Raw genomic sequence first — 24,917 nt, forward strand, 5'->3', positions numbered from 1 at the left:
CCCGTTCCGCTTCAGTCGGTGATGAAACCGTAGGTGCCGCGGTAGTTGCGTGCCGGCTCGGTCTTACCGGGCACACCGTAGATGCGATTGATGTTGCCGAGCAGCTCGGCCTGCGGATCGGAGGGCGCGGCGAAGCCGTCATCCGGCCGCGACAGGTCCTTCGGCGACGCTGCGCGAACGACATAGGGCGTCACGATCACGACCAGCTCGGTCGCGTTGTTGACGAAGTCGCGGCTGCGGAACAGCGTGCCGAGAACCGGGAGCTGCATCAGGCCCGGCAATCCGCTGATCGCCTGCTTGGTCTGTTGCTGGATCAGCCCGGCCATCGCCATCGCGCCGCCGGAGGGAATTTCCAGCGAGGTTTCGGCGCGGCGGGTCCTGATCGAGGGCACCGTCACCGAGTTCACCGAGGTCGAGGTCACGGCCTGGGACAGCGTGATCGCATTCTCGTTCGACAGTTCCGAGACCTCGGTCATCACCCGCAGGCTGATCTTGCCCTCGCTCAGAACGATGGGGGTGAAGTTGAGCGAGATGCCGAACTTCTTGAAGCTGATCTGGGTGGTACAGACATGCGTGGTCGGGTCGCACGCATAGCCTGCCGGCACCGGGAATTCGCCGCCGGCGATGAAGGTCGCGGACTCACCGGAGATCGCGGTCAGGTTCGGCTCGGCCAGCGTCCGGATCACGCCGGCGGTTTCCATCGCACGCAGGGTGGCCTGCACCGACGGCGTCGAGCCGAACTTCGTGGTCAGATTGTTGCCGTCCACCAGGTTGTGGCCGAGAGCCGTGAACGGGTTGGTATTGGTGAAGCTCACCACCGAGGTGCCGTAGTTCAGGTTCGCGGTGAGGTCGATGCCAAGCTGCTTGATGATGCTGCGCTGGACTTCGGCCACCGTCACCTTGAGCATGACCTGGTCGCGGCCGCGAACCACGATCGAGTTCACCACCTTGTCAGCGCCGCCGGCCAGGCGCGTGGCGAGCTCCTGGGCCTGCTGCGCCTCGATCGGGGAAGCCACCGAGCCGGTCAGGATGATGCCCTCGGCAAGCCCGTCGATCTGGATGTCGGAATTGGGCAGGATCTGCTTCAGCGCGGCCCGCACGCCGTTGAGATCGCGCTTGACCGCGATGTCGTAGGCCGCGATCTGCTGTCCTGCGGAATCGAAGAATACGATGTTGGTCTGGCCGATCGCCGCGCCGATGATGTAGGCGCGCTGTGCCGAGCGCACCACCGCATTGGCGATCTTGGGATCGGCGACGAGCACGTCCTTGATGTCGCGCGGCAGGTCGATCACGATCGACTTGCCGACGCCGAGCGAGAGGAAGCGCGCGTTCATCTGGCCGTCGGCCGCGACCGGCGCCACCGGCCGGTAGTCGGCGGCGACCACGGGGCTAAGAGCCGGGTTCAGCGTCAGCGCGAGAGCGGCCGAGAACGACAGGGCCCGGACCATTGAGGTTCGCATCGTCGCCATATCTGCCCTGCATTTCATATCGACAGTCCTCATCGTGCCTTCGCCGTCGAGCTTGGGATGCCGTAGCGAATGATCGAAACGCCGTCGCGCTTCTGCGCGGAATCGTCGAGCGTGATCTCGCTCATCTTGACGTCGACGATGCTGCGCAGCGCCAGCGACAGCGTGCCGCTCTGGCGGGCTGCGGACAGCAACTGGGTCTGCGACGGACTGAGTTCGAGGGTCACGGTCTTGCCGACCACTGTGTTCTGACCTTCCTTCTCCTTCGGAGCCTGGTCGATCGCGAGCACGCGGACATTGGTCAGGATGATCTCGGACGTGACGACGTCGGGGGCGCCGCTGCTCTGGTCGGGGTTCTTGAGGCGGCGGGTCAGAAGCACGTCGACGCGATCGTTGGGCAGGATGAAGCCGCCTGCGCCGGTCTCCGGCGAGATTTCGGTCGAGATTGCGCGCATGCCGGTCGGCAGGATCGCCGCCATGAAGCCGGAGCCCTCGGGCTTGACCAGCTTCTGATCGCGGATCGGCTCACCCTGGATGAAGGGAGCGCGCGCGATCGAGCCGGTCACCTGGCTCGCGCCCTCGGGACGCTCGTTGCGGCGGATGAAGGTGGCGCTGGCGGTCGCGGACGGCCAGGTCTGCCATTGCACGTCTTCCGGTTTCACCGTCTGGCCGAGGCCGATGTCGTTCTTGGCGACCAGCACGTCGACGGTGGGAAGCTGCGCGACCGGAGCCGCTGGAGGCGCAGAATTGTCCGAGCCGCTCGCCAGGTACGCGGCGACGCCGCCGGCGCAGATGGCGACCGTCAGGACGACTATGCGTGCCCTATTCATACGCTTCACTTTCCACAAAACGCCGCGACGCTGCCGCCGCCGTGATCGGCAGTTGACCAGCTATTCGTCAAAGCATGGTTAATGAGGCGTATCTAAATCGCCTTAACGCCGGGTTTACCCGGTGTGTTCAGCGCAGTGCGAGATGGGCGAGGTCGATCGCCTTCACCCACTCCGTCTCTGGATAGACCATCAGCGCGCCGAGCGTGAGCGCGATGCCGTAAGGGATGCCGCTCTCCTTGTCGTGCAGCCGTGCGAGCCAGGCCTGGCCCGCCAATCCGTAAGGCAACGGCCATTGCCGGAACTGGAGCAGGAGCAGCGTCAGCGCGCCGCCAAACAGCGATGCGTAGAGCAGGAAGTCCATCAGTTGCGCGAAGCCGAACCAGAGCGCGACCGAGGCCGCGACCTTGGCGTCGCCGCCGCCCATCCAGCCCATCGCAAAGCAGCCAAAGGCCACGACCAGCAGCAGCGCGCCGGCGCCGACATGGCTCAGCATCTCGTGCGGTGCCATGCCACCGCCGAAGGCGAGCACGAAGAAGCCCGCGACCAGCACCAGCGAGACGCGGTTCGAGATCGTCATCGTGAAGAGGTCGCTCGCGGCGGCAAAAGCCATCAGAGCCGGGAACAGTAGAAGGCGCGCAAGGTCGAGGATCATGAGCTGCGTCTTGAGGCCTGGTTTCGTCGCGGGATCTGGCGTCCGGCGATGCTAGCGGGCAGTGCTAAACAAACCGACAATGTCGGCAGCGGCCGCAACCGGCCGCGGATGTGCTCACCAGAGGCTGGCAATGCGCGCGGCGAGCGCGACCGTCGCGAGCAGCAAAGCGAGGCAAACCCAGTAGGCCGGCGAGCCGGTCTGCACCGTCTCCGCCTTGCTCGCCGCAACCGCGGCATCGGGTCTGTACTCGCGCAACGCCACTGGAACTCGCCGTCCTCAAAAAAGCAAAGGCCCCGGAGGTCCGGGGCTTTGCCGTCGTTCGTCGGTCGCTTACTTCAGCGAGGTGCTGATCGAGCCGAACTTGGTGTTCAGCGTGCTGCCGAGATTGTTGACGACGGTGATGATGGCCAGCGCGATGCCGGCGGCGATCAGACCGTATTCGATGGCGGTGGCGCCGGATTCATCCTTGGCGAAACGCGCAATCAGGTTCTTCATGAACTAACTCCGTCTGGTTGGATCGCCTCGTTCGGCGCTGTCTTTGACGCGCCGACCATGAGAGCCGAGCCGTTTCGGTAGAGTTAATTCGATCGTGCAAACCTGATTCCTGCGCGATGCTTTTGCCCAGAGTGAATTTCACCTTAAGGCGCCCGCCGCATTTCGCGCCGGTTCCGGATCAGCCGCAAGCGCGTCGCCGGCTTCACCCTCCCTTAAATTTCGCGGAGTAGGCCTAAGGCGGACCAGCTGTTCGTAAAGAGAGGCGACGATGTCGAGCCTGCCCATGCAAGTCGCGCTGATGCTCGGCGAGACCATCGCGAAAGTGGTCCCCGTCACCTTCGTGCTGGCGATGATCTTCACGGTGCTCGAGCATTTCTGGGCCTGCAATCCCGGTGTGCCGTGGTGGCGCAAGCGGGAGATCGTCACCGACATCTGCTACTGGTTCTTCGTGCCGGTGTTCGCCCGCACCATGCGGATCGGGCTCCTGATCGTCGGCGCGAGCCTCGTCTTCAACATCCATGACGCCGACGGGCTCATCGCCTTCTACGACAATGGCCATGGCCCGCTGGCGCAACTGCCGCTCTGGGTCCAGGCGTTGCTGTTCCTGGTGCTGTCCGACTTCATGCTGTACTGGCTGCACCGGCTGTTCCATGGCGGCGAGTTCTGGAAGTACCACGCCATCCATCACTCCTCGGAGGAGATCAGCTGGATCTCGGCGGCCCGCTTCCATCCCGTCAATCTCGTGCTCGGCACGATCGGCGTCGACGTCGTGCTGCTGATGGCCGGCATCTCCCCGAACGTCATGGTCTGGGTCGCCCCGTTCACGACCTTCCATTCGGCCTTCGTGCACGCCAACCTGAACTGGACTTTCGGGCCGTTCAGATATGTGCTGGCGACGCCGGTGTTTCACCGCTGGCACCACACCCCGCTCGAAGAGGGCGGCGACACCAATTTCGCCGGCACCTTCCCGATCTGGGACGTGCTGTTCGGCACCTTCCGCATGCCGGAGGGGCAACTGCCGCAGGAATACGGCAAGGACGAAGCCACCATGCCGAAGGAGATCGCGGGCCAGCTCGCTTATCCGTTCCGCCGTTAACGGTTCAGAAAACGCCAGTCCGTTCAAACAATCATCGGCGAATTTGCGGAACGTTCACGAATTAAGGGCAGGTTAGCGGGGTCGGGCACCGGCTCCGCTTCGATCCAATCGCTTCTGCCGGTTTGTGACGTCCCGGGGGTAAGAGTATGCGTAAAGAACTGCTGCGCCGTCATGCGCGCGTCTGTCTTCTGGTTGCGGCCGCGGTGCTGGCATCGCCTTCTGTCGGCCTTGCCGAGTCCAGCGCCGATACCATCGCCGTCAATGTCGACCAGGCCAAGCTGGTCCGGCTGCCCGGCAAGGTGGCGACCATCGTGGTCGGCAATCCCCTGATCGCGGATGTCACGCTCCAGCCCGGCGGCATGATCGTCGTGACCGGAAAGGGCTATGGCGCTACCAATTTCATCGCGCTCGACCGGGGCGGTGAGATCCTGGTGGACCGCCAGATCCAGGTCGAAGGCCCGAGCGACCGGCTCGTCACCGTCTATCGCGGAATCGAGCGGGAGTCCTACAGCTGCGTGCCGCAGTGCCAGCGGCGCGTGACGCTGGGCGACAGCGACAATTACTTCAACAATACGATGAGCCAGGCCGGCTCGCTGAGCAACAATGCCAGCGGTGGCGCCGGTGCGGGCGCCAAGACGAACTAACAAGACCAACTAGCCTGACCGATCGGCGAGTTTGCCCGGGCTGGATCGCATGATCCGGTCCGGACACGCGCGCGATGAAAACTCTCCTCCAGATTTCTCCGCGCCCCTCGGATCGCTCGTGGTTAACGCATCCTTGACGGCGCGGTCCGCCGGGGGCGGATCGCCTGAAACACTTAAACAATCAGTTTCCGCTATTGAACGAGGCAGATGATCGCCGCTGCCGGGGAATTTGACGCGATGCCGTCGCCTGCACCTAAGAGATTTACGCTCCGAACTGCGATGCGCCGGTTTCGCAGCAATCGACGCGGCTCTGCCGCCGTCGAATTCGCGCTGGTCGCGCCGATGTTCTTCGCGCTGCTGTTCGCCATCATCGAGTCGGCCCTGATGTTCTTCGCGGGCCAGGTGCTCGAGACCATCACGCAGAATTCCGCGCGCGTCGTGCTGACCGGGCAGGCGCAATCCGGTTCGGTGTCGGTCTGTGCCGTGTCCGGCGCAAGTGCGCCCTGCACGCAAGCAACCTTCAAGACCTACGTCTGTAACCAGATTCCGGCGCTGTTCGATTGCAACAGTCTCTATGTCGACGTCACGAGCTTCTCGTCGTTCTCCGCGGTGACGCTGCCGAGCCACATCGATTCCGCCGGCAATTTCGATACCACCATGGGCTACAGCCCGGGCAGCGCAGGCGACATCGTCGTGGTGCGGCTGTTCTATCAGTGGCCGCTGTTCGTCACCGGGCTTGGCTACAACATCTCCAATCTCGCCGGCAGCAAGCGGCTGCTGGTGGCCACGGCCGCGTTCAAGAACGAGCCTTACTGAGACAACGGATCGGCGGAACGATGCAGGTGATTGCGAAAATCTGGCGGAAGGCGCGTCTGAACGCGTATGAATTCCTTGCCGACGGCAGAGGTCTGGCGGCCACCGAATTCGCGGTGATCGTGCCGTTGATGCTGGTGATGTTCTTCGGCACGGTCGAGTTCTCGTCGGCGGTGGCGATCGATCGCAAGGTCACATTGATCGCGCGAACCCTGTCCGACCTGACGTCGCAATCGTCGTCGAGCGTGACCGACACCAATCTGCAGAACACGTTCACGGCGAGCATCTCGGTGATGACGCCCTACGACGCCTCTCTCGTGAACGCCACGCTCTCCGAGATCTATATCGACACCAACAGCGTCGCCAAAATCTCGTGGGCCAAGTCCGCCACGATCGCGAGCGGCGCGACGCAGGCGACGCTGACCAATCCGCCTTCGACCCGGACGGCCGGCACCACGGTCACCTCGATGATTCCGTCGACGCTGCTGATCCCGTCGACCTACCTCATCCTCAGCGAGGTGAATTACACCTACACGCCCTCGGTCAAATTCGTCCTGAAGTCGGGCATCACGCTGAGCGACGTCGCCTACACGCGGCCGCGCCAGGTCACTTGCATTGCCTACAACAGCGTCCCGGCGACCTGCTGACATCCGCGAGCAGAGCTTGAAATGAAAAAAGGCCGTGCGTCGCGCACGGCCTTTTCTGTTTCTTTCGCTGGTTCGTCCGGGACGATCCAGCCCGACGCGCAGGCTCAGCCGGCGGAGCGGAGATTGTCCGCGGCCGACTTGCCGGAACGGCGGTCAGCGACGATCTCGTAGGAGAGCTTCTGGCCTTCACGCAGCGTGCCGAGGCCGGCGCGCTCGACGGCGCTGATGTGAACAAACACGTCCTGGCCGCCATCGTCCGGCTGGATGAAGCCGAAGCCCTTGGTCGCGTTAAACCACTTCACGGTTCCCATGCTCATGGGGGTAGTCCCTTCTCAAATACACAGTGTCGGAGCCTGCTCGCGCAGGCAGGTTAGATCGAATTTTTGGAAGGGTCGTCAGCGTGTCTGAACCGGCTGTACCGGTGGATGCTAATGTCGTCCGGCCGAAAATCGATTAATTCATTTTATTGGAAATAAGGCTTCGAAACAATCCTGACGTGCACGATTTTTTGATCCGCCGCGATGTCCGCGGCGGATCAGCATACAGGTCGGAATTTTACTTCGCGCTCTGGCGCTCAGAAGAATTAGCGACGGCGGAACTGGCCACCGCGTTGACCGGGGCGCGGAGGTCCGCCCACGCCGCTGGGACGTTCGTCCTTGTGGCGGAAAATCAGTCGGCCCTTCTCGAGGTCGTAGGGCGACATCTCCACCGTCACGCGGTCGCCCGCCAGCGTCTTGATGCGGTTCTTCTTCATCTTGCCGGCGGTGTAGGCGACGATCTCGTGTCCGGCGTCGAGCTGCACGCGGTAGCGGGCGTCGGGGAGGATTTCGGTGACCAGTCCTTCGAACTGGATCAGCTCTTCCTTAGCCATGTGGTTGTCTCCAGTCGTGGACTGCTAGTTCGAATGAGGATTGCGGTTCGGTCGGCCGTTGGGGCGACTCTCGCGACGCAAAAAGGCAACGCCTTGTATTCCATCAGGCTTGCCGGCGCTATGCGCGGGACGCTGTTCCGACCGATCAGCTGGTGAGGAATTCACCTTACCACCGGAACCGCGGCGGCGGCGAGACCCCTTGGAAGCCTTGTGGCCTTCACCGGGCCTGCCATCAACAGGTCTGCCCTCGGCATGGCGGCCTTCGCCATGTCTTCCGTCCACGTGTCTTCCGTCCACATGCCGTCCGTCGCCGTGCCTGCCACCGCTATGGTGGCGTCCGTCGGCATGCCTGTCGTCGCTACGGCGTCCGTCGCCATGCCGTGCGCCCTGCGCACGCTGGCCCGGGCGGCCGCCCGGCCGGCCCTGACGCTGCTGCTGCGGGGGCGGACCCGCATCGCGGCGGCCGGCGTCGGTGCGGTGATCCTCCCGCGGCAGCGCCACGCGGATCAGCTTCTCGATGTCGCGGAGATAGGCGAGTTCCTCGCCGCCGGCGACCAGCGAGATCGCGGTGCCGTCGGCGCCGGCGCGTGCGGTGCGCCCGATGCGGTGCACATAGGTCTCGGGCACGTTGGGCAGGTCGAAATTGATGACATGGGTGATGCCGTCGACGTCGATGCCGCGGGCGGCAATGTCGGTGGCGACCAGGGTGCGGATTTCACCCGAACGGAACTGCGCCAGCGTGCGCTCGCGATGGTTCTGCGACTTGTTGCCGTGGATGGCGCTGGCGGGGATGCCCGCCTTTTCGAGCGTCTTCACGACCTTGTCGGCGCCGTGCTTGGTGCGGGTGAAGACCAGCGCACGGTTGATCGGTTCGTCCTTCAGGAGCTTGGTCAGGAAGGCGGGCTTGGCCGAGAAGTCGACCTGGATGATGCGCTGGTTGATCCGCTCGGCGGTCGAGGAGACCGGGGTCACCGCGACGCGGGCGGGGTCGCGCAGCATCGAGTCGGCGAGCTCGGCGATGTCCTTGGGCATGGTGGCCGAGAAGAACAGCGTCTGCCGCTTGATCGGCAGCTTGGCGACGATTTTACGGATGTCGTTGATGAAGCCCATGTCGAGCATGCGGTCGGCCTCATCGAGCACGAGGAACTCGACGCTGCCGAGCTTGAGCCCGTTGCTCTGCACGAGGTCGAGCAGGCGGCCGGGGGTGGCGACCAGCACATCGACGCCCTGCATCAGGGCGCGGACCTGACGGCCCATCGGCACGCCGCCGATGGCCAGCGTCGAGGACAGGCGGATGTGGCGGCCATAGGCATTGAAGCTGTCGAGGATCTGCCCCGAAAGCTCGCGGGTGGGCGAGAGCACCAGGACGCGGGCCGTCTTGGGCTGCGGCTTGATGCGGTTCTCGAGCAGGCGGTGCAGGATCGGCAGCGCGAAGGACGCGGTCTTGCCGGTGCCGGTCTGGGCGATGCCGACGACGTCGCGGCCGGTCAGCGCCGTGGGGATGGTCTGGGCCTGAATGGGGGTGGGGGTGACGTAATTCTCTTCGGCGAGAGCACGTGCGATCGGTTCGGCGAGGCCGAAGTCCTGAAACGAAGTCAAAAGATGGGTTCTTTCCATGTCAAAAGCGGGCGCCCGGCGCATTCAGCGCGGCGCGCGCAAAAGGGTGTCGAGAAGACACCTGCGTGTTTGGGGTGTCGGATGGCTTGGGAGCTATGGGGCAAGCCAGAGGCCCGTACGGGCTTAAGAACACGCGGCTCGCTACGACCCCTTGATTCTCAAGAGGTCTCAAGAGTTCATATGGAACATTGAGGGGGCGCTTTCAAGGCAAAGCGGCCCTAAACGGCGATTGCGGTGCAGAAATAGTTATGCCGGAAATTTAGACAGAGGCGGCATTTTGCTCAAAAAATAACCTGTCTGCCGCATTCGCATACATTTTATTCGCCCAGATTTTGAGCAATCAGACTACGGCGAAACTTGGATTACAGCCAAATTGTCCAATCTGACCAATGAGTTGGCATGTGCCCAGGCCATGGCACGCTTCTTGCGATTCCATTAATCGCAGGCGGCCGTGGGGCCGTTTCGCAGCGTTTTTCACGTCTGCGTCAGGGAGATGATACATCCATGCCTACCAAATCCATTCACGATATAGCGGCGTCATTTAGCCGCCGCGGCGTGCTCGCCGCGACCGCCGGCCTGATGCTCGGTCTGGCTTCCATTTCCGGTGCCAAGGCCGCGGACGACACCATCAAGGTCGGTGTGCTTCACTCTCTCTCCGGCACCATGGCCATCAGCGAAACCACGCTGAAGGACACCATTCTCTTCCTGATCGACGAGCAGAACAAGAAGGGCGGCGTGCTCGGCAAGAAGCTCGAAGCCGTCGTCGTCGATCCCGCCTCGAACTGGCCGCTGTTCGCCGAAAAGGCCCGCGAGCTGATCACCAAGGACAAGGTCTCGGTCGTGTTCGGCTGCTGGACCTCGGTGTCGCGCAAGTCGGTGCTGCCGGTGTTTAAGGAGCTCAACAACATCCTGTTCTACCCCGTGCAGTACGAGGGCGAAGAGTCCGAGCGTAACGTGTTCTACACGGGCGCCGCGCCGAACCAGCAGGCGATCCCCGCCGTCGACTATCTGATGAAGGACGAGAAGGTGAAGCGCTGGGTGCTCGCGGGCACCGACTACGTCTATCCGCGCACCACCAACAAGATCCTGGAAGCCTATCTGAAGTCGAAGGGTGTCGCCCAGGAAGACATCATGATCAACTACACGCCGTTCGGTCATTCCGACTGGCAGACGATCGTGGCCGACATCAAGAAGTTCGGCTCGGCCGGCAAGAAGACCGCGGTGGTCTCGACCATCAACGGCGACGCCAACGTCCCCTTCTACAAGGAGCTCGGCAACCAGGGCATCAAGGCGAAGGACATCCCGGTGGTCGCGTTCTCGGTGGGTGAGGAAGAACTCGCCGGCATCGACACCAAGCCCCTGGTCGGCCATCTCGCCGCCTGGAACTACTTCGAGTCGATCAAGAACCCGGCGAACGAGAAGTTCATCAAGGACTGGCAGGCCTACACCAAGAATCCGAAGCGCGTGACCAACGACCCGATGGAAGCGCACGTGATCGGCTTCAACATGTGGGTGAAGGCCGTCGAGAAGGTGAAGTCGACCGATCCGGATAAGGTGATCGACGCGCTTCCCGGCATCGAAGCGCCGAACCTGACCGGCGGCGTGTCGAAGATGCTGCCGAACCATCACATCACCAAGCCGGTGTTCATCGGCGAGATCAAGGGCAACGGCCAGTTCGACGTGGTCTGGAAGACCCCGAGCCTCGTCGCTGGCGACGCCTGGTCGAAGGAGCTCGACGGCTCCAAGGACCTGATCGGCGATTGGGTCGGCAAGAAGTGCGGCAACTTCAACACCAAGACCAACAAGTGCCTCGGCTCGGGCTCCTGATCCGGACCTGACGCTCTCTACTGCACGACGGGAGGAGGCGGCTATTCCGCCGCCTTCTCCCCACTTCTGCCGGGGTGATTCAAAGTGCCAACCAATTTGTCCGCTCGTCTCTGCTCGTTTGTCCTCTCGCTGTTTCTGATCGCGTTTGCGCTGCCGGCCTTTGCCGGTCCGTTCGAGGATGCGGTCGCCAAATTCGCCAACGACGATTTTTCCGACACCGATGAGGCGATCGGCGTTGTCGCAAGCAGCGGCAACAAGCTGGCCTTCCCGATCATCAGCGCGCTCCAGGACGGCCGCCTCATGGCCGATCCCGATACCAAGAAGGTTTACGTGACCGGCACTGACGGCAAGTCGATCGATGCCGCGACCGGCGAGCCCGTCGCCAGCGTTCCCGACAGCGCGAGCGCGGTGCGTCTCAACAACCGCCTGCGCCGCAGCGTCGATGCTGCGCTCGGCAGCCTGACGCTGCAGTCGCCGGATCTGGCGACGCGCCTGCAGGCCGCGCAATCCGTCTTCAAATCGCACGAAGAGACCGCGCTCGACGCGGTCGATGCCGCGCTCGCCAAGGAAAGCAACAAATCCGTCAAGACCGCGCTTGGCGATGCCCGTGCCGCGATCCTGCTGTTCAAGTCCGACGCCAGCGAGGTCGAGAAGCTCGAGGCGGTCGCCACCCTCAAGGCGCGCGGCGACCAGGAGGCCATGGCGCTGCTGACAGGCATGGGCGACCAGCCGGCCTCGGTGACCAAGGCAGCCGCAAGCGCGATCAGCTCGATCCAGTCGTCGCTCGCGGTCTGGTCCACGGTCCAGAATGCCTGGTACGGCCTCTCGCTCGGCTCGGTGCTGCTGCTCGCCGCGATCGGCCTTGCCATCACCTTCGGCGTGATGGGCGTCATCAACATGGCGCATGGCGAGATGGTGATGATCGGCGCCTACACCACTTTCGTGGTGCAGGAGGTGATCCGCACCCGCTATCCCGCTCTGTTCGACTATTCGCTGCTGATCGCCGTGCCGCTCGCCTTCCTCGTTGCCGGCGCGATCGGCGTGCTGATCGAGCGCAGCATCATCCGCTTCCTCTATGGCCGCCCGCTGGAGACGCTGCTCGCCACCTGGGGCCTGTCGCTGGTGCTGCAGCAGGCGGTGCGTACCATGTTCGGCCCGACCAACCGCGAGGTCGGCAACCCCTCCTGGATGAGCGGCGCGTTCGAGCTCGGCCAGATCACCATCACCTATAACCGGCTCTGGATCCTCGTCTTCACGCTGGCCGTGTTCGCGATCCTGCTCGCAATGCTGCGCTACACCGCGCTTGGCCTGGAGATGCGTGCGGTGACGCAGAACCGCCGCATGGCGGCCTCGATGGGCATCGCCACCTCGCGCGTCGACGCGCTGACCTTTGGGCTCGGCTCGGGTATCGCCGGCATTGCCGGCGTGGCGCTGTCGCAGATCGACAATGTCAGCCCCAATCTCGGCCAGAGCTACATCATCGACAGTTTTATGGTCGTGGTGTTCGGCGGGGTGGGTAATCTGTGGGGGACCCTTGTGGGTGCCTTCACGCTTGGCATCGCCAACAAGTTCCTGGAGCCGGTCGCCGGCGCCGTGCTCGGCAAGATCGCCATCCTGGTTCTCATCATCCTGTTCATTCAAAAGCGCCCGCGCGGACTGTTCGCGCTCAAGGGCCGTGCGGTGGAAGCATGACCCCTCACATGCTGACGCGATCGCTGGACCGCGGCGCGACGATCTTCCTCGCCGTCGTCGCGGCCTGTGGCATCCTCATCCCGCTCTCCAACCTGTTGCTGCCCGCGGGCTCGTTCCTGCAGGTGCCGACCTATCTGGTCGCGCTCTGGGGCAAATATGTCTGCTACGCCATCCTCGCGCTGTCGATCGACCTGATCTGGGGCTATTGCGGCATCCTCTCGCTCGGCCACGGCGCCTTCTTCGCGCTCGGCGGCTACGCGATGGGCATGTACCTGATGCGGCAGATCGGCACCCGCGGCGTCTACGGCAACCCGATCCTGCCCGACTTCATGGTGTTCCTGAACTGGCAGAAGCTGCCCTGGTACTGGTACGGCTTCGACATGTTCTGGTTCGCGGCGCTGATGGTGCTGTTCGTGCCCGGCCTGCTCGCCTTCTGCTTCGGCTGGCTCGCCTTCCGCTCCCGCGTCACCGGCGTCTATCTGTCGATCATCACGCAGGCGATGACCTATGCGCTGCTGCTCGCCTTCTTCCGCAACGATTTCGGCTTCGGCGGCAATAACGGCCTGACCGACTTCAAGGACATCCTCGGCTTCAACGTGCAGGCCGAAGGCACCCGCGCGGCGCTGTTCGCGCTGAGCTGCCTGGCGCTGATCGTCGGTTTCCTGATCTGCCGGTCGATCGTCTCGTCCAAGCTCGGCAAGGTGCTGATTGCTATCCGCGACGCAGAATCGCGTACGCGCTTCCTCGGCTACCGCGTCGAATCCTACAAGCTGTTCGTGTTCACGGTGTCGGCCTGCATGGCCGGCGTTGCCGGCGCGCTCTACGTGCCGCAGGTCGGCATCATCAATCCATCCGAGTTCGCTCCGGGCAATTCGATCGAGGCGGTGATCTGGGTCGCGGTCGGCGGCCGCGGCACGCTGGTGGGCGCGGCGCTCGGCGCCGTCGTCGTCAACTACGCCAAGACCTTCTTCACCTCGGGCGTGCTGGCGCCGTACTGGCTGTTCATGCTGGGCGCGCTGTTCATCCTGGTGACGCTGCTGCTGCCCAAGGGCATCGTCGGCACCTTCAATGCATGGTGGGACTCTTCGACGGAAAAGCGCGCCGCGACCTCGGCCAGCGCTGCCGCCGAAGACGGCGTCACCGAACCCAAGATGGTGGAGTAAGCGGTCATGAACGTCATGGACACCCGAGCGACCTCCGCGATGCTCTATCTCGACGGCGTGCATGTCTCGTTCGACGGCTTCCATGCCATCAACAATCTGTCGCTGACGCTCGCGCCCGGCGAGATGCGCGCCATCATCGGTCCTAACGGCGCCGGCAAGACCACGATGATGGACATCATCACCGGCAAGACCAAGCCCGACGAGGGCACGGTGCTGTTCGATGGCGTCACGGATCTGACGCGCCTCGATGAGACCCGCATCGCCGAGCTCGGCATCGGCCGCAAATTCCAGAAGCCGACAGTGTTCGAGAGCCAGACCGTGCAGGACAACCTCCTGCTCGCGCTCAACGTCGATCACGGTGTCAAGGGCACGCTGTTCTGGCGCGGCAGCAGGGCCGAGTCCGAGCGCATCGACAAGGTGCAGGAGACGATCCGCCTCACCGACGCCCGCAACCGTCTCGCCGGCAGCCTCAGCCACGGCCAGAAGCAGTGGCTCGAGATCGGCATGCTGCTCGCGCAGGATCCGAAGCTGCTGCTCGTCGACGAACCCGTCGCAGGGATGACCGACGTCGAGACGCATCTCACTGCCGAGCTGCTGAAAGAGATCAACAAGACCCATACCGTGATGGTGGTCGAGCACGACATGACGTTCGTGCGCGAGCTCGGCGTCAAGGTCACCTGCCTGCACGAAGGTACGGTGCTCGCGGAAGGAACCATCGACCAGGTCTCGTCCAACGAGCGGGTCATCGAAGTTTATCTGGGACGCTGAACGATGCTTGAGGTCAAGGACATCAACCTGTTCTACGGCGCGGCGCAGGCGCTGCGCGGCGTCTCGATCTCGGCCGAGCCGGGCAAGGTCACCTGCGTGCTGGGGCGCAACGGCGTCGGCAAGACCTCGCTGTTGCGTGCCATGGTAGGGCAATATCCGATCTCCTCGGGCGCGATCGTGCTCGACGGCAGCGACATCACCGGTCTCAAGCCCTATGAGCGCGCGCGCAAGGGCATCGGCTTCGTGCCGCAGGGCCGCGAGATCTTCCCGCTCCTGACCGTCGAGGAAAACCTCAAGACCGGCTTCGGCCCGCTCAAGCGTGAGGACAAGCACATTCCGGACGACGTGTTCTCGCTGTTTCCGGTGCTGCAATCCATGCTCGGCCGGCGCGGCGGCGACCTCTCCGGCGGCCAGCAACAGCAGCTCGCGATCGGGCGTGCGCTGGTGATGCGGCCAAAGCTGCTCCTGCTCGACGAGCCGACCGAGGGCATCCAGCCCTCGATCATCAAGGACATCGGCCGCGCCATCTCCTATCTGCGCAACCTGGGCAACATCGCCATCGTGCTGGTCGAACAATATCTCGACTTTGCCTGCGAACTCGGCGACAGTTTCGCGGTGATGGATCGCGGCGCGGTGAAATTCACCTGCGACCGCTCCAACCTCGATCCCGGCGAGATCAGCCGCCAGATGGCGCTGTAAGCCGGAAAATCCTGCCGCGACCGGCTGGGGAGACGGATGCGCAGCGACGCTTTGGCGACATCTTCGGTGTTCGAGGCCAACCGTGCCCGTGGCGCGGTGCGCTTCGATGTGCACGCCCGCGACGGCGTGACGCGGCGCGGGACCTTGCATGAATCCGGCTCGCTGCGCGTGCGCTTTCCCTCGCCTGAAGGCGGGGGGCTCTCCGGCGTCTTCGTCAACACGGCCGGCGGCGTCGCCGGCGGCGACAATTTCGATATCGAGATCGCGGCGGCCGAAGGCGCGCGCCTGACCCTGACCACGGCCGCGGCCGAAAAGGTTTATCGCGCGCCCGGAGCGCCGGCGCAGCTCAACATTTCCTTGAAGGTCGCCGCGGGTGCGCATCTGGGCTGGCTGCCGCAGGAGACGATCCTGTTCGATCGCGCCCGGGTCCATCGCCGCTTCGACATCGAGCTCGACGATGCCGCCTCGCTCCTGCTTTGCGAAATCGTCGTCTTCGGCCGCACCGCCATGGGCGAGCGGGTGGAGCAGGGCGAGTTCGTCGACCGCTGGCGGCTGCGCCGTAGTGGCAAGCTGGTGTTTGCCGAGACCGTCAGGCTCGACGGCAATATCGGCGCGAAACTCGCGCGATCCGCGGTCGCCAAGGGTGGTGCTGCGATCGGAACGGCCCTGATCGTGCCCGGTGACGAGGCACTGGTGGAGCGCATTCGCGAGGCATCGGAATCTTTCGCCGGCGAGGTCGGAATCTCGGCCTGGAATGGCTTTGCAATGGCGCGGTTCTGTGCCCAAGATGCGGCGCGTTTGCGCGCCGATATGATGGCCGTGCTGGCGCGCACCGGCGCGGCGCTGCCCCGGTTGTGGTTGAATTGAAGTGTTGAACGGAAGAGATTCTTCATGAACCTGTCTCCCCGCGAAAAGGACAAGCTTCTGATCTCGATGGCGGCCATCGTGGCGCGACGCCGGCTGGATCGCGGCGTCAAGCTCAACCATCCCGAGGCAATCGCGATCATCTCCGATTTCATCCTCGAAGGCGCGCGCGACGGCCGCACCGTCGCCGAGCTGATGCAGTCCGGAGCGCAGGTCCTCACCCGCGACCAGGTCATGCCGGGAATCCCTGAGATGATCCACGACATCCAGGTCGAGGCGACGTTTCCGGACGGCACCAAGCTCGTCACCGTGCACGAACCGATCCGATAGGAGAGCGACATGATCCCCGGCGAACTCTTCATCCAGGACGGCGAGATCGAGCTCAATGCCGGACGCAAGACGGTGACGCTGACGGTGGCCAACACCGGCGACCGCCCGATCCAGGTCGGCTCGCACTACCACTTCTTCGAGACCAACCCCGCGCTGAAGTTCGACCGCAAAAAGTCCCGCGGCATGCGCCTCGACATCGCCGCCGGCACCGCCGTCCGCTTCGAACCCGGCCAGACCCGCGACATCCAGCTCGTCGCCATGGCGGGAAAGAAGACCATCTACGGCTTCCGCGGCGACGTGATGGGGAAGCTGTGAGCTCAGCAGGAACGAGCATGGCGCGGCACCGTTGAGGCGGAAACGGAGGAATTTGCCATGCTTGCGCCAATCCGCCTCGTCTCGGAAGCTGCCGACCTCGCCGCGCGCCGCCACAACGGTATGGCGCGCAAGGGGCGCGGCAATGAGCCCTATATCAATCACCTCGCCGAGGTCGCGAACCTGCTTGCAACCGCAACCGATGGTGACGATGCCGAGCTGATAGCGGCCAGCTGGTTGCACGATTCGATCGAGGATACCGACACCACGCGTGAGGAGCTCGCGCAGAGATTCTCCGAGCGAGTCGCCTCCCTCGTCGTCGAATGCACCGACGACATGAGCCTGCCGAAGGCTAAGCGGCGGCAGAAACAGATCGAGGACGCTCCGCACAAATCGCCCGGAGCCAAGCTGATCAAGATCGCCGATAAGATCAGCAATATCGGCGCGCGCATTCAAACCGATCCGACCGCTGAAGAGCGCAGCGACCTCGCCGATTACAGCGATTGGGCCACGCAGGTCGTTGCGGGTTGCCGCGGCGGTAACGCTTGGCTCGATACGAAATTCGATGATACCGTGAAAGCAGCGAGGGCTTTGCTGTGAATCAGCTTGTCGCGCTGGCGAAACGGTATGCCCTTTCGGCGTGCGTAGGCCTCTCGTTTGTCCCGCCGCAGGCAAATGCGGACGAGGCTCGATGGCGCCTGTTCGACCAGGGAACGGATGCGCTTCTCGCGATCGCGGACACGGACGAACCCGGCGACGCTTTCGGACTACCGCTGCTATCCTGCACCCAGAAGACCGGTTACATTAGCATCGAAGGTGAAGCCAAGGAAGGTATTCGCGCAGTCATGGCGGAGATGATCCGGAATGATCAAGCACCGTGGATCAACGTGGCGCCGGATGCCAATCCTGAGTCCACGACGATCGACCTGTTCTATTCTTTCATCGACGGGTGGCGTTACAAATTCGGCGTTCAGGTCAGCCACAAGATGTTCGACCGATTCAAGCGCGATGGCGTCATCGATTTCAAGTTCGGCAAGGCCGAGGTCCACGAGGAATTCAAGGTTGGCCTCGACAACGTCGGCAAATTTCTCGATCTTTGCGCGGGCTCCACGAAGTGAGTGCGAGATCGCGGCTGCACGTATTGGAATGATGGGGGTTCAAGCATGTCCGTCAAAATAAAGCGTTCCGTCTATGCCGACATGTTCGGGCCGACCACCGGCGACAAGGTGCGGCTGGCCGACACCGATCTCATCATCGAGGTCGAAAAGGATTTCACCACCTATGGCGAGGAGGTGAAGTTCGGCGGCGGCAAGGTGATCCGCGACGGCATGGGGCAGTCGCAGGTCACCAACAAGCAGGGCGCCGCCGACACCGTCATCACCAATGCGCTGATCGTCGACCACTGGGGCATCGTGAAAGCCGATGTCGCCATCAAGGACGGCATGATCTCTGCGATCGGCAAGGCGGGCAATCCCGACATCCAGCCGGGCGTCACCATCATCATCGGCCCGGGCACGGATGTGATCGCGGGCGAAGGAAAAATCCTCACCGCCGGCGGCTTCGACAGCCACATCCATTTCATCTGTCCGCAGCAGATCGAGCACGCGCTGATGGCCGGCGTCACCTCTATGCTGGGCGGCGGCACCGGCCCATCCCACGGCACCTTCGCCACGACCTGTACGCCCGGTCCCTGGCACATGGGGCGGATGATCCAGTCGTTCGATGCCTTCCCGGTCAATCTCGGCATTTCCGGCAAGGGCAATGCGTCGCGCCCCGCCGCGCTGGTCGAGATGATCAAGGGCGGCGCCTGCGCGCTGAAGCTGCACGAGGACTGGGGCACGACGCCGGCCGCGATCGACAATTGTTTGTCGGTGGCCGACGATTACGACGTTCAGGTCATGCTGCATTCCGACACGCTGAATGAATCCGGCTTCGTCGAGGACACGATCAAGGCGTTCAAGGGTCGCACCATCCACGCCTTCCACACCGAAGGTGCCGGCGGCGGTCATGCCCCTGACATCATCAAGGTCGCCGGTCTGAAGAACGTGCTGCCGTCCTCGACCAACCCGACGCGTCCCTTCACGCGCAACACCATCGACGAGCATTTGGACATGCTGATGGTGTGCCACCACCTCGATCCCTCGATCGCGGAAGACCTGGCATTCGCGGAAAGCCGCATCCGCAAGGAGACGATCGCAGCCGAAGACATTCTGCACGATCTCGGCGCGCTCTCGATGATGTCCTCGGATTCGCAGGCGATGGGCCGTCTCGGCGAAGTCATCATCCGGACCTGGCAGACTGCCGACAAGATGAAGAAGCAGCGCGGGTCGCTGCCGCAGGACAGGGGCAAGGACAACGACAATTTTCGCGTGAAGCGCTACATCGCGAAATACACCATCAACCCCGCGATCGCGCATGGCGTGTCGAAACTGATCGGCTCGGTGGAGAAGGGCAAGCTCGCCGATCTCGTGCTGTGGTCGCCGGCCTTCTTCGGCGTCAAGCCGGACTGCATCGTCAAGGGCGGCACTATCGTCGCAGCCCCCATGGGCGATCCCAATGCCTCGATCCCGACGCCGCAGCCGGTGCACTACCAGCCGATGTTCGGCGCCTTCGGCAGGGCGCGCACGGCTTCCTCGGTCGTGTTCACCTCGAAGGCAGCGATCACCGGCGGCCTCGCGCGAAAACTCGGCATCGAGAAGAAGCTCTATGCGGTCCAGAACACCCGCAGCAAGATCTCGAAGAAGAGCATGATCCACAACGACGCCACGCCCAATATCGAGGTCGATCCGGAGACCTATGAGGTCCGCGCCGACGGCGAGCTGCTCACCTGCCCGCCGGCCGAGGTGCTGCCGATGGCGCAGCGCTATTTCATGTACTGAAATAGAGCCTCAACGCATGTCCCAAGAGTCCCAAGAGCATGCCCGATTGCATGCCTCGGGACGGCTTTTCCGGTTTTGCGTTCGATCCCGCCTGGTCTAATGTCCCGCCCGGTATCTAACCCAGAGAAGAAAAGCCGGGAGGATTTCTCGTGATCTACGTCGTTGCCACCCTGACCATCAAGCCCGAGACGCGCGCCGAATTCATTGCAGCCGCGACCGCCTGCATCAAGGAGACGCGGAAGGAACCCGGCAATATCGCCTATGATCTGCATGAGAGCGTTACCGATCCCAGCAAGATGGTGTTCGTCGAGCAGTGGGAAAACGCCGAGGCGCTGGTGCCGCATCGTGGCATGGAGCACATGAAGACGTTCGGGCGCGTCGCGGTGAAGTGCTTCACGGCGCCGCCGAAGATCGAGGTGATCACGCCCGAGAAGGTCGAGACACGGTAACAGGATAAAGCGCATGATCCGGGCGACGCAGGTCAAGGGGCAACACCGCTTCACGGAAGCACCGGTGGATACGGTCGTGCTCGATTTCGACGATCGGCACCGCCGCCGCATGGCGATGACGGGCACGCGGGGGCTGAATTTCCTGCTCGACCTGGAGAACGCCGTCGCGCTGCGCGGCGGCGATGCGCTGGTGCTGGAGGACGGGCGGCTGGTCGAGGTGGTGGCGGCGCCCGAGCCGCTGCTCGAGATCCGTGGCCGCGATCCGCATCACCTCATCCGCGTCGGCTGGCATCTCGGCAACCGTCATCTGCCGACGCAGATCATGGCCAAGGCCTTGCGCATCCGCCGCGACCACGTCATCGAGGCCATGGTGAAAGGCCTCGGTGCCCGTGTGGTCGAGATCGAGGCGCCGTTCGATCCCGAAGGCGGTGCTTACGCCGATGCCGGCCACGCGCACGGTCACGACGATCATGCGCATCACGATCATGCCCATCACGATCACGCGCATCACGATCACGGCCACCATGACCATCATGGCCATGATCACCACGACCATCATCATGACCATGCCGCGCATGGACATGACCATGATCACCATCATCACCACGACGAGCATTGCGACCATCCCGACCACCACCACGGGCACAAGCATGCTCATGACCACAAATGAGCCGGTCGGTGCCGGCGACCTCGCCGAGCGCGAGGCGGCGGCGCTGTACCGGCTGATGACCTGGCTGTCGCCGGCGTTTCCCGTCGGCGGCTTTTCCTATTCCAGCGGCATCGAATGGGCGGTCGAGGCGGGCGACATCACCGACATCGCGACGCTGGCCGACTGGCTCGACGCCATGCTCGGCGACGGCTCGGGCTTTTGCGACGCGACGTTTCTGGTCCACGCCTATCGCGCGGCCGAAGCGAGCAAGGAAACCGGCCTGAACGATGTCGCTGAACTTGCATGGGCCTTCGTGCCGTCGCGTGAGCGGCAGCTCGAGGCGACCTCGCAGGGCCGCGCCTTCATCGACATCTCCCGTGCCGCCTGGGATGCGGAAGGCCTGGGTGCCATGGTCGCGGCATGCCGCACGCCATTGGTCTATCCCGTTGCCGTCGGCGTCGTCGCCGCGATGCACGGCGTGCCGCTGGCGCCGACCTTGCACGCCTTCCTGCATGCGCTGGTCTCGAACTGGATTTCCGCAGCGAGCCGTCTCATTCCGCTCGGCCAGACCGATAGCCAGCGCGTGCTGGTGAGGCTGGAATCTGCCGTTGCCGCCACCGCCAACCGTGCGTTGAATGCGACATTGGACGATCTCGGCAGCGCCACGTTCCGCGCCGATCTCGCCAGCCTGCGGCACGAGACGCAATATACGCGGCTGTTCCGCTCGTGAGCGGTGCGGCCCTCAACCGTTCAAGAGAGAGCAAGTAGCATGGCGAAATCTCACGGCCCCCTGCGTGTCGGCGTCGGCGGCCCGGTTGGATCGGGCAAGACCGCGCTGATGGACCTCCTCTGCAAGACCATGCGCGAGCGCTACGACATCGCCGCGATCACCAACGACATCTATACCAAATGGGATGCGGAATTCCTTGTGCGTTCCGGCTCGCTGACGCCGGACCGCATCGCTGGTGTCGAGACCGGCGGCTGCCCGCACACGGCGATCCGCGAGGACGCTTCGATGAACCTCGCGGCGGTTGCCGACATGCGCGCGAAATTCCCCGGCCTCGACCTCGTGCTGATCGAATCCGGCGGCGACAATCTCGCTGCCACTTTTTCCCCGGAGCTGGCAGACCTCACCATCTATGTGATCGATGTGGCCGCCGGCGACAAGATCCCGTCCAAGGGCGGCCCCGGCATCACCCGTTCCGACCTCCTGGTCATCAACAAGATCGACCTTGCGCCCCATGTCGGCGCATCCCTCGAAAAGATGGATACGGACGCCAGGCGCATGCGCGGCGAGCGCCCGTTCGTCATGACCAACCTGAAGAAGAGCGAGGGGCTCGACCGCATCGTCAGCTTCATCGAGGCCAAAGGCGGGCTGAAACCCGCGGCCTGAGGCGGCCGGGCTGTCCGACGCGACGACTTGGCGCAGGTGTTTTTGGGCTTAACACTTGGGGCAGAGCCGCGCCTTGCGGAACAAATTTCCGACACGGCGATTAACTACCTCCGGTGCCCGGGGCTAAGCCGTCATGTCGTGTGATTTTGGCCAGATCATCGGCCGGGCGGATTAAGCTTTTCAGGCGACCCAAGTTGCGTACTGATGCCTCCTCCTCCATTATCTCTGCCACTGGGGTTCACCCTATTTCGGCACGTGGCCGTTCGAGCGGCGTTCATATGCTCCGTGTTTATTGCCGACCTCCTGCTTCCGCCTGAGTAGTCGCGTGGTCCGGCTGGGTTTCATCATCGGCTTCATCGCTCTGCTCGGAGCCTTGCTCTCCGGGCTCGCGGCCTATCGTGTCCACGACCAGGAGCTGGCGCTGGACCGGATTGCGCTGGCGCGTGCGATCGACGTCCATGCAAGCCTGGTGCAGGACCGGCTGACGGAGCGCGAGCTGCTCGCCCGTGTCGCCTCAGGCCTGTTCCGCGCGCCGTCGGTGCTCAAGCCCAACATGCTGGAGCCGCTGCGCTCGGCGATCTACGCCTTCAAGACCGATTTCGTCGTGGCCGGCTGGGTCGCCCGGATCCAGCCGAACGAGATCGCCGCGGCGCAGTCCGCGATCTCGGCCGCCGGCTTCCCGAAACCGCAGATCCGCGACTACAGCGACAGGCCGATCGACCCGGCGACGTTGAACCGGCCGATCGACGTGCTGATGGACCTCGAGCCGCGCAGCGACGAAACCAAGGCGCTGCCCGGCCGCAGCTATGACCAGGACCCGGTGCTTAGCGCGATGCTGACGCGCGCCCGGATCGAGAAGCGATCGATTGCCTCGGACCCGATTCCGCTGTTGCGCGGCAACGGGCCGATCGGCGTCATCGTGGCGGCTCCCGTGATTCCGGAGGGAGCAACGGAGCCGGCCGGCTTCGTGACATTCTCCTATGAGCTCGCCTCGCTGATGCTGACCAACGACGACATGTCGTTGTTCTCGGTCGCGTTGAAGGATCCGCGCAAGGACGGCGGTGAGCTCGTCGCCAATGACCAGGGCGTGGTCTCGACCCGCACGGCCGCGGCGGACGGGCCGGCGCCATCGGCGACGCGCACCATGAGCTTCGGCGGGCGCGATTGGCAGCTCAGCTATTACGCCAAGACCAATTCGGCGCGCCGCGCCGAGCAGACCGCGATCATCGTCGCCGCGATCGGCTTTGCCATCACCGCGATGGTGTGCGGCCTGTTCGGCTACGTCGCCTACAACAATCTAAGGCTCAGCCGCGAGATCCAGGTGCGGATCGGCTTCGAGCGCCGGCTGACCGCGGTGATCGACGAGCTCAACCATCGGGTCAAGAACATCCTGGCGGTGATCCAGTCGATCGTGACGCGCACGCTGCGTCACGGCTCGGACATCGACGTCGCGCGCGAGCTCCTGATCGGCCGCATCCACGCCATGTCCAACGTGGTCTCGCTGCTCAGCGAGAGCCAGTGGCAGGGCGTCAAGCTGAAGGGCCTGTTCGAGGCCCGCGCCATTCCGCATGCGGACCGCATCGCGGTCACCGGTCCTGACATCGCGGTCAGCGCGCGCGCGGCGCAAAGCCTGTCGCTGCTGTTCTTCGAGCTCGCCTCGCATTCCGACGAGGGCCTGTCGCTGGTCGGCAAGCATCCGCACATCACCGCCAACTGGACGGTGACAGGCGAGGAGGGCGCGGAGATCTTCCACTTCCGCTGGGAGGAGTTCAACACCAGCGAGGCGACGCGCCGCCCCGATTCCGATTTCGGCCTGATCCTGCTCGACCGCGTCGCGCCCGAGGCGCTCGGCGGCGCCGCCAAGCGCTATTTTACCGACGTCTCCTACGTCTACGAGCTGACTGCGCCGATGGAGACGGTGGTCGACATGACCGAGCGCGATCGCACCGACAAGATCTCGGCGCCGGTGCGGCCCGTGCGCAGCTAGAGCATGATCCGGAAAAGTGTGAAGCGGTTTTCCGAAAAGATCATGCTCAAACAATGAGCTAAAGCGCGATGACGATTCAACCCAATCTCATCGCGCTTTAGCTCTTCGGCCGCAGCACCAGGTCGACCAGGCTGCGCGCATAGCCAGGTGTGATCGGCGCGATGCCGAAGACGTAGCGATAGAACAGGCCGCCATAGATCGCATCGTAGAGATCTTCAGCCGCCCCCTCGGCGAGGACGCTGCCGTCCTTCTGGCCCGCGGCGATCATCTCGACCAGCGCGTCGCGGCGGAATTGCAGATAGCGTGCATAGAACAGCTCCGCCGAGCCGGTCTTGGAGATGCATTCGGAGATGACCGCGAGCTGCACCTTGCCGAACTCGCCCTGCAGCGCCTCGGCATAGGCCGCGGCATGGCGGCGCGCGCGGGCGGCGGGGCTGCCGGAACTCGCCGGCGGCAGCGGCAGCATCTGCGCCGCATGGTGCAGGAAGGCGTCGATCAGCAAGGCCTCGCGCGACGGCCACCATTTGTAGATCGTCATCTTGGAGACGCTGGAATGGCGCGCGACGGCGTCGATGGTGGTGGTGGCAAGGCCGGTGGCGGCCATCAGCGCATAGGCGCTCTCGAGAATGGCGTTGGTGGTCTCGATCGATCTTGGCCGGCCGCGTCTGGGAGCGTTGCCCGCCTCTTCACTTCCGCCTTTCGCCATCGCTGCGCCCAGTCTCCTCATGACACCCGGCATAGCGTAGTGGCCGCTTTCGGCCTAGCAGAATCGCA

General features: G+C 63.9%; 29 protein-coding genes. 20 read left to right on the forward strand and 9 right to left on the reverse strand.

Annotated features, from left to right (window positions below; translation table 11 throughout):
• Window positions 1-11: 11 nt before the first annotated feature.
• From RAD16_RS31720 to RAD16_RS31740, 5 genes are all read right to left on the reverse strand, one after another.
• Window positions 12-1,487: a type II and III secretion system protein family protein gene (locus RAD16_RS31720; RefSeq protein WP_458161759.1), complete on the reverse strand. Its 1,476-nt coding sequence runs from the start codon at window positions 1,485-1,487 to the stop codon at window positions 12-14.
• Window positions 1,488-1,498: 11 nt separating this feature from the next.
• The gene (gene cpaB / locus RAD16_RS31725) at window positions 1,499-2,296 is read right to left on the reverse strand and encodes a Flp pilus assembly protein CpaB (protein ID WP_458161760.1); all 798 of its coding nucleotides are present in this window, start codon (window positions 2,294-2,296) and stop codon (window positions 1,499-1,501) included.
• A 127-nt stretch (window positions 2,297-2,423) separates the two neighbouring features.
• Complete coding sequence (locus tag RAD16_RS31730; RefSeq protein WP_458161761.1) at window positions 2,424-2,948, reverse strand: A24 family peptidase; 525 nt, start codon at window positions 2,946-2,948, stop codon at window positions 2,424-2,426.
• Window positions 2,949-3,062: 114 nt separating this feature from the next.
• Window positions 3,063-3,209 carry a hypothetical protein gene (locus tag RAD16_RS31735; protein ID WP_326900927.1) on the reverse strand — a complete coding sequence of 49 codons (147 nt, stop codon included), beginning with the start codon at window positions 3,207-3,209 and terminating at the stop codon, window positions 3,063-3,065.
• A 69-nt stretch (window positions 3,210-3,278) separates the two neighbouring features.
• Entirely contained in the window at window positions 3,279-3,443 is a 165-nt protein-coding gene (locus tag RAD16_RS31740) for a Flp family type IVb pilin (protein ID WP_129274995.1), read from the reverse strand.
• Window positions 3,444-3,711: 268 nt separating this feature from the next.
• Here RAD16_RS31740 and RAD16_RS31745 point away from each other — a divergent pair, with 268 nt between their 5' ends.
• The 4 genes from RAD16_RS31745 (at window position 3,712) to RAD16_RS31760 (ending at window position 6,643) form a co-directional block, all read left to right on the forward strand.
• Window positions 3,712-4,539 (forward strand): sterol desaturase family protein, encoded by an 828-nt coding sequence (locus RAD16_RS31745; protein WP_458161762.1) that lies wholly within the window; start codon window positions 3,712-3,714, stop codon window positions 4,537-4,539.
• Window positions 4,540-4,685: 146 nt separating this feature from the next.
• Entirely contained in the window at window positions 4,686-5,183 is a 498-nt protein-coding gene (locus RAD16_RS31750) for a pilus assembly protein N-terminal domain-containing protein (protein ID WP_458161763.1), read from the forward strand.
• Between the two features lie 237 nt (window positions 5,184-5,420).
• Window positions 5,421-5,999: a TadE/TadG family type IV pilus assembly protein gene (locus tag RAD16_RS31755; protein WP_458161764.1), complete on the forward strand. Its 579-nt coding sequence runs from the start codon at window positions 5,421-5,423 to the stop codon at window positions 5,997-5,999.
• 20 nt (window positions 6,000-6,019) lie between these two features.
• Complete coding sequence (locus tag RAD16_RS31760; RefSeq protein ID WP_458161765.1) at window positions 6,020-6,643, forward strand: TadE/TadG family type IV pilus assembly protein; 624 nt, start codon at window positions 6,020-6,022, stop codon at window positions 6,641-6,643.
• A gap of 104 nt (window positions 6,644-6,747) precedes the next feature.
• On the opposite strand, the gene RAD16_RS31765 is transcribed toward RAD16_RS31760, so the two are convergent.
• The 3 genes from RAD16_RS31765 to RAD16_RS31775 all read right to left on the reverse strand — a co-directional run bounded on the left by RAD16_RS31765 (window position 6,748) and on the right by RAD16_RS31775 (window position 9,155).
• Window positions 6,748-6,960, reverse strand: a complete 213-nt coding sequence (locus RAD16_RS31765) for a cold-shock protein (protein WP_008131892.1) — start codon at window positions 6,958-6,960, stop codon at window positions 6,748-6,750.
• A 266-nt stretch (window positions 6,961-7,226) separates the two neighbouring features.
• On the reverse strand, window positions 7,227-7,514 hold the full coding sequence (gene infA / locus RAD16_RS31770; RefSeq protein ID WP_008131890.1) for a translation initiation factor IF-1: 288 nt from the start codon (window positions 7,512-7,514) through the stop codon (window positions 7,227-7,229).
• Between the two features lie 24 nt (window positions 7,515-7,538).
• Window positions 7,539-9,155: a DEAD/DEAH box helicase gene (locus tag RAD16_RS31775; RefSeq protein ID WP_458161766.1), complete on the reverse strand. Its 1,617-nt coding sequence runs from the start codon at window positions 9,153-9,155 to the stop codon at window positions 7,539-7,541.
• 480 nt (window positions 9,156-9,635) lie between these two features.
• On the opposite strand from RAD16_RS31775, the gene urtA reads away from it, so the two are divergent.
• The 16 genes from urtA to RAD16_RS31855 all read left to right on the forward strand — a co-directional run bounded on the left by urtA (window position 9,636) and on the right by RAD16_RS31855 (window position 24,143).
• Window positions 9,636-10,958 carry an urea ABC transporter substrate-binding protein gene (gene urtA / locus RAD16_RS31780; RefSeq protein ID WP_326900948.1) on the forward strand — a complete coding sequence of 441 codons (1,323 nt, stop codon included), beginning with the start codon at window positions 9,636-9,638 and terminating at the stop codon, window positions 10,956-10,958.
• An 84-nt stretch (window positions 10,959-11,042) separates the two neighbouring features.
• Window positions 11,043-12,650, forward strand: a complete 1,608-nt coding sequence (gene urtB / locus RAD16_RS31785) for an urea ABC transporter permease subunit UrtB (RefSeq protein WP_458161767.1) — start codon at window positions 11,043-11,045, stop codon at window positions 12,648-12,650.
• Window positions 12,647-13,813: an urea ABC transporter permease subunit UrtC gene (gene urtC, locus RAD16_RS31790; RefSeq protein ID WP_458161768.1), complete on the forward strand. Its 1,167-nt coding sequence runs from the start codon at window positions 12,647-12,649 to the stop codon at window positions 13,811-13,813. Before urtB ends, urtC begins: the two co-directional genes overlap by 4 nt.
• A gap of 6 nt (window positions 13,814-13,819) precedes the next feature.
• Window positions 13,820-14,581, forward strand: coding sequence for an urea ABC transporter ATP-binding protein UrtD (gene urtD, locus RAD16_RS31795; protein ID WP_458161769.1), 762 nt, complete (start codon window positions 13,820-13,822; stop codon window positions 14,579-14,581).
• A gap of 3 nt (window positions 14,582-14,584) precedes the next feature.
• Window positions 14,585-15,280 carry an urea ABC transporter ATP-binding subunit UrtE gene (gene urtE, locus RAD16_RS31800; RefSeq protein ID WP_458161770.1) on the forward strand — a complete coding sequence of 232 codons (696 nt, stop codon included), beginning with the start codon at window positions 14,585-14,587 and terminating at the stop codon, window positions 15,278-15,280.
• Window positions 15,281-15,316: 36 nt separating this feature from the next.
• Entirely contained in the window at window positions 15,317-16,147 is an 831-nt protein-coding gene (locus RAD16_RS31805) for an urease accessory protein UreD (protein ID WP_458161771.1), read from the forward strand.
• A 24-nt stretch (window positions 16,148-16,171) separates the two neighbouring features.
• The gene (locus RAD16_RS31810; RefSeq protein WP_007605424.1) at window positions 16,172-16,474 is read left to right on the forward strand and encodes an urease subunit gamma; all 303 of its coding nucleotides are present in this window, start codon (window positions 16,172-16,174) and stop codon (window positions 16,472-16,474) included.
• Window positions 16,475-16,483: 9 nt separating this feature from the next.
• Window positions 16,484-16,789, forward strand: a complete 306-nt coding sequence (locus tag RAD16_RS31815; RefSeq protein WP_326900989.1) for an urease subunit beta — start codon at window positions 16,484-16,486, stop codon at window positions 16,787-16,789.
• A 57-nt stretch (window positions 16,790-16,846) separates the two neighbouring features.
• Entirely contained in the window at window positions 16,847-17,386 is a 540-nt protein-coding gene (locus RAD16_RS31820; RefSeq protein WP_458161772.1) for an HD domain-containing protein, read from the forward strand.
• Window positions 17,383-17,904 (forward strand): hypothetical protein, encoded by a 522-nt coding sequence (locus RAD16_RS31825; protein WP_458161773.1) that lies wholly within the window; start codon window positions 17,383-17,385, stop codon window positions 17,902-17,904. Before RAD16_RS31820 ends, RAD16_RS31825 begins: the two co-directional genes overlap by 4 nt.
• Window positions 17,905-17,949: 45 nt before the next feature.
• Window positions 17,950-19,665 (forward strand): urease subunit alpha, encoded by a 1,716-nt coding sequence (gene ureC / locus RAD16_RS31830; RefSeq protein WP_458161775.1) that lies wholly within the window; start codon window positions 17,950-17,952, stop codon window positions 19,663-19,665.
• 149 nt (window positions 19,666-19,814) lie between these two features.
• Entirely contained in the window at window positions 19,815-20,114 is a 300-nt protein-coding gene (locus RAD16_RS31835; protein ID WP_027573733.1) for a putative quinol monooxygenase, read from the forward strand.
• Window positions 20,115-20,127: 13 nt separating this feature from the next.
• A complete protein-coding gene (gene ureE / locus RAD16_RS31840) occupies window positions 20,128-20,784 on the forward strand; it encodes an urease accessory protein UreE (protein WP_458161776.1) in 657 nt (218 codons plus the stop codon).
• Complete coding sequence (locus RAD16_RS31845; RefSeq protein WP_458161825.1) at window positions 20,765-21,493, forward strand: urease accessory protein UreF; 729 nt, start codon at window positions 20,765-20,767, stop codon at window positions 21,491-21,493. The genes ureE and RAD16_RS31845 overlap by 20 nt, the downstream gene beginning before the upstream one ends.
• A 39-nt stretch (window positions 21,494-21,532) precedes the next feature.
• Entirely contained in the window at window positions 21,533-22,156 is a 624-nt protein-coding gene (ureG, locus tag RAD16_RS31850) for an urease accessory protein UreG (RefSeq protein WP_458161777.1), read from the forward strand.
• Window positions 22,157-22,481: 325 nt separating this feature from the next.
• Window positions 22,482-24,143, forward strand: coding sequence for a CHASE domain-containing protein (locus tag RAD16_RS31855; protein ID WP_458161778.1), 1,662 nt, complete (start codon window positions 22,482-22,484; stop codon window positions 24,141-24,143).
• A 97-nt stretch (window positions 24,144-24,240) separates the two neighbouring features.
• On the opposite strand, the gene RAD16_RS31860 is transcribed toward RAD16_RS31855, so the two are convergent.
• The gene (locus RAD16_RS31860; RefSeq protein WP_458161779.1) at window positions 24,241-24,870 is read right to left on the reverse strand and encodes a TetR/AcrR family transcriptional regulator; all 630 of its coding nucleotides are present in this window, start codon (window positions 24,868-24,870) and stop codon (window positions 24,241-24,243) included.
• Window positions 24,871-24,917: the final 47 nt, after the last annotated feature.

This window comes from Bradyrhizobium sp. 18BD (assembly GCF_054185225.1).

Coding starts and splice junctions, on each gene's coding strand:
- RAD16_RS31720 (WP_458161759.1), bottom strand. CDS start 1,487: ATGAAATGCAGGGCAGATATGGCGACGATGCGAACCTCAATGGTCCGG.
- cpaB (WP_458161760.1), bottom strand. CDS start 2,296: ATGAATAGGGCACGCATAGTCGTCCTGACGGTCGCCATCTGCGCCGGC.
- RAD16_RS31730 (WP_458161761.1), bottom strand. CDS start 2,948: ATGATCCTCGACCTTGCGCGCCTTCTACTGTTCCCGGCTCTGATGGCT.
- RAD16_RS31740 (WP_129274995.1), bottom strand. CDS start 3,443: ATGAAGAACCTGATTGCGCGTTTCGCCAAGGATGAATCCGGCGCCACC.
- RAD16_RS31745 (WP_458161762.1), top strand. CDS start 3,712: ATGTCGAGCCTGCCCATGCAAGTCGCGCTGATGCTCGGCGAGACCATC.
- RAD16_RS31750 (WP_458161763.1), top strand. CDS start 4,686: ATGCGTAAAGAACTGCTGCGCCGTCATGCGCGCGTCTGTCTTCTGGTT.
- RAD16_RS31755 (WP_458161764.1), top strand. CDS start 5,421: ATGCCGTCGCCTGCACCTAAGAGATTTACGCTCCGAACTGCGATGCGC.
- RAD16_RS31760 (WP_458161765.1), top strand. CDS start 6,020: ATGCAGGTGATTGCGAAAATCTGGCGGAAGGCGCGTCTGAACGCGTAT.
- RAD16_RS31765 (WP_008131892.1), bottom strand. CDS start 6,960: ATGAGCATGGGAACCGTGAAGTGGTTTAACGCGACCAAGGGCTTCGGC.
- infA (WP_008131890.1), bottom strand. CDS start 7,514: ATGGCTAAGGAAGAGCTGATCCAGTTCGAAGGACTGGTCACCGAAATC.
- RAD16_RS31775 (WP_458161766.1), bottom strand. CDS start 9,155: ATGCGCCGGGCGCCCGCTTTTGACATGGAAAGAACCCATCTTTTGACT.
- urtA (WP_326900948.1), top strand. CDS start 9,636: ATGCCTACCAAATCCATTCACGATATAGCGGCGTCATTTAGCCGCCGC.
- urtC (WP_458161768.1), top strand. CDS start 12,647: ATGACCCCTCACATGCTGACGCGATCGCTGGACCGCGGCGCGACGATC.
- urtD (WP_458161769.1), top strand. CDS start 13,820: ATGAACGTCATGGACACCCGAGCGACCTCCGCGATGCTCTATCTCGAC.
- urtE (WP_458161770.1), top strand. CDS start 14,585: ATGCTTGAGGTCAAGGACATCAACCTGTTCTACGGCGCGGCGCAGGCG.
- RAD16_RS31805 (WP_458161771.1), top strand. CDS start 15,317: ATGCGCAGCGACGCTTTGGCGACATCTTCGGTGTTCGAGGCCAACCGT.
- RAD16_RS31810 (WP_007605424.1), top strand. CDS start 16,172: ATGAACCTGTCTCCCCGCGAAAAGGACAAGCTTCTGATCTCGATGGCG.
- RAD16_RS31815 (WP_326900989.1), top strand. CDS start 16,484: ATGATCCCCGGCGAACTCTTCATCCAGGACGGCGAGATCGAGCTCAAT.
- RAD16_RS31820 (WP_458161772.1), top strand. CDS start 16,847: ATGCTTGCGCCAATCCGCCTCGTCTCGGAAGCTGCCGACCTCGCCGCG.
- ureC (WP_458161775.1), top strand. CDS start 17,950: ATGTCCGTCAAAATAAAGCGTTCCGTCTATGCCGACATGTTCGGGCCG.
- ureE (WP_458161776.1), top strand. CDS start 20,128: ATGATCCGGGCGACGCAGGTCAAGGGGCAACACCGCTTCACGGAAGCA.
- RAD16_RS31845 (WP_458161825.1), top strand. CDS start 20,765: ATGCTCATGACCACAAATGAGCCGGTCGGTGCCGGCGACCTCGCCGAG.
- ureG (WP_458161777.1), top strand. CDS start 21,533: ATGGCGAAATCTCACGGCCCCCTGCGTGTCGGCGTCGGCGGCCCGGTT.
- RAD16_RS31860 (WP_458161779.1), bottom strand. CDS start 24,870: ATGAGGAGACTGGGCGCAGCGATGGCGAAAGGCGGAAGTGAAGAGGCG.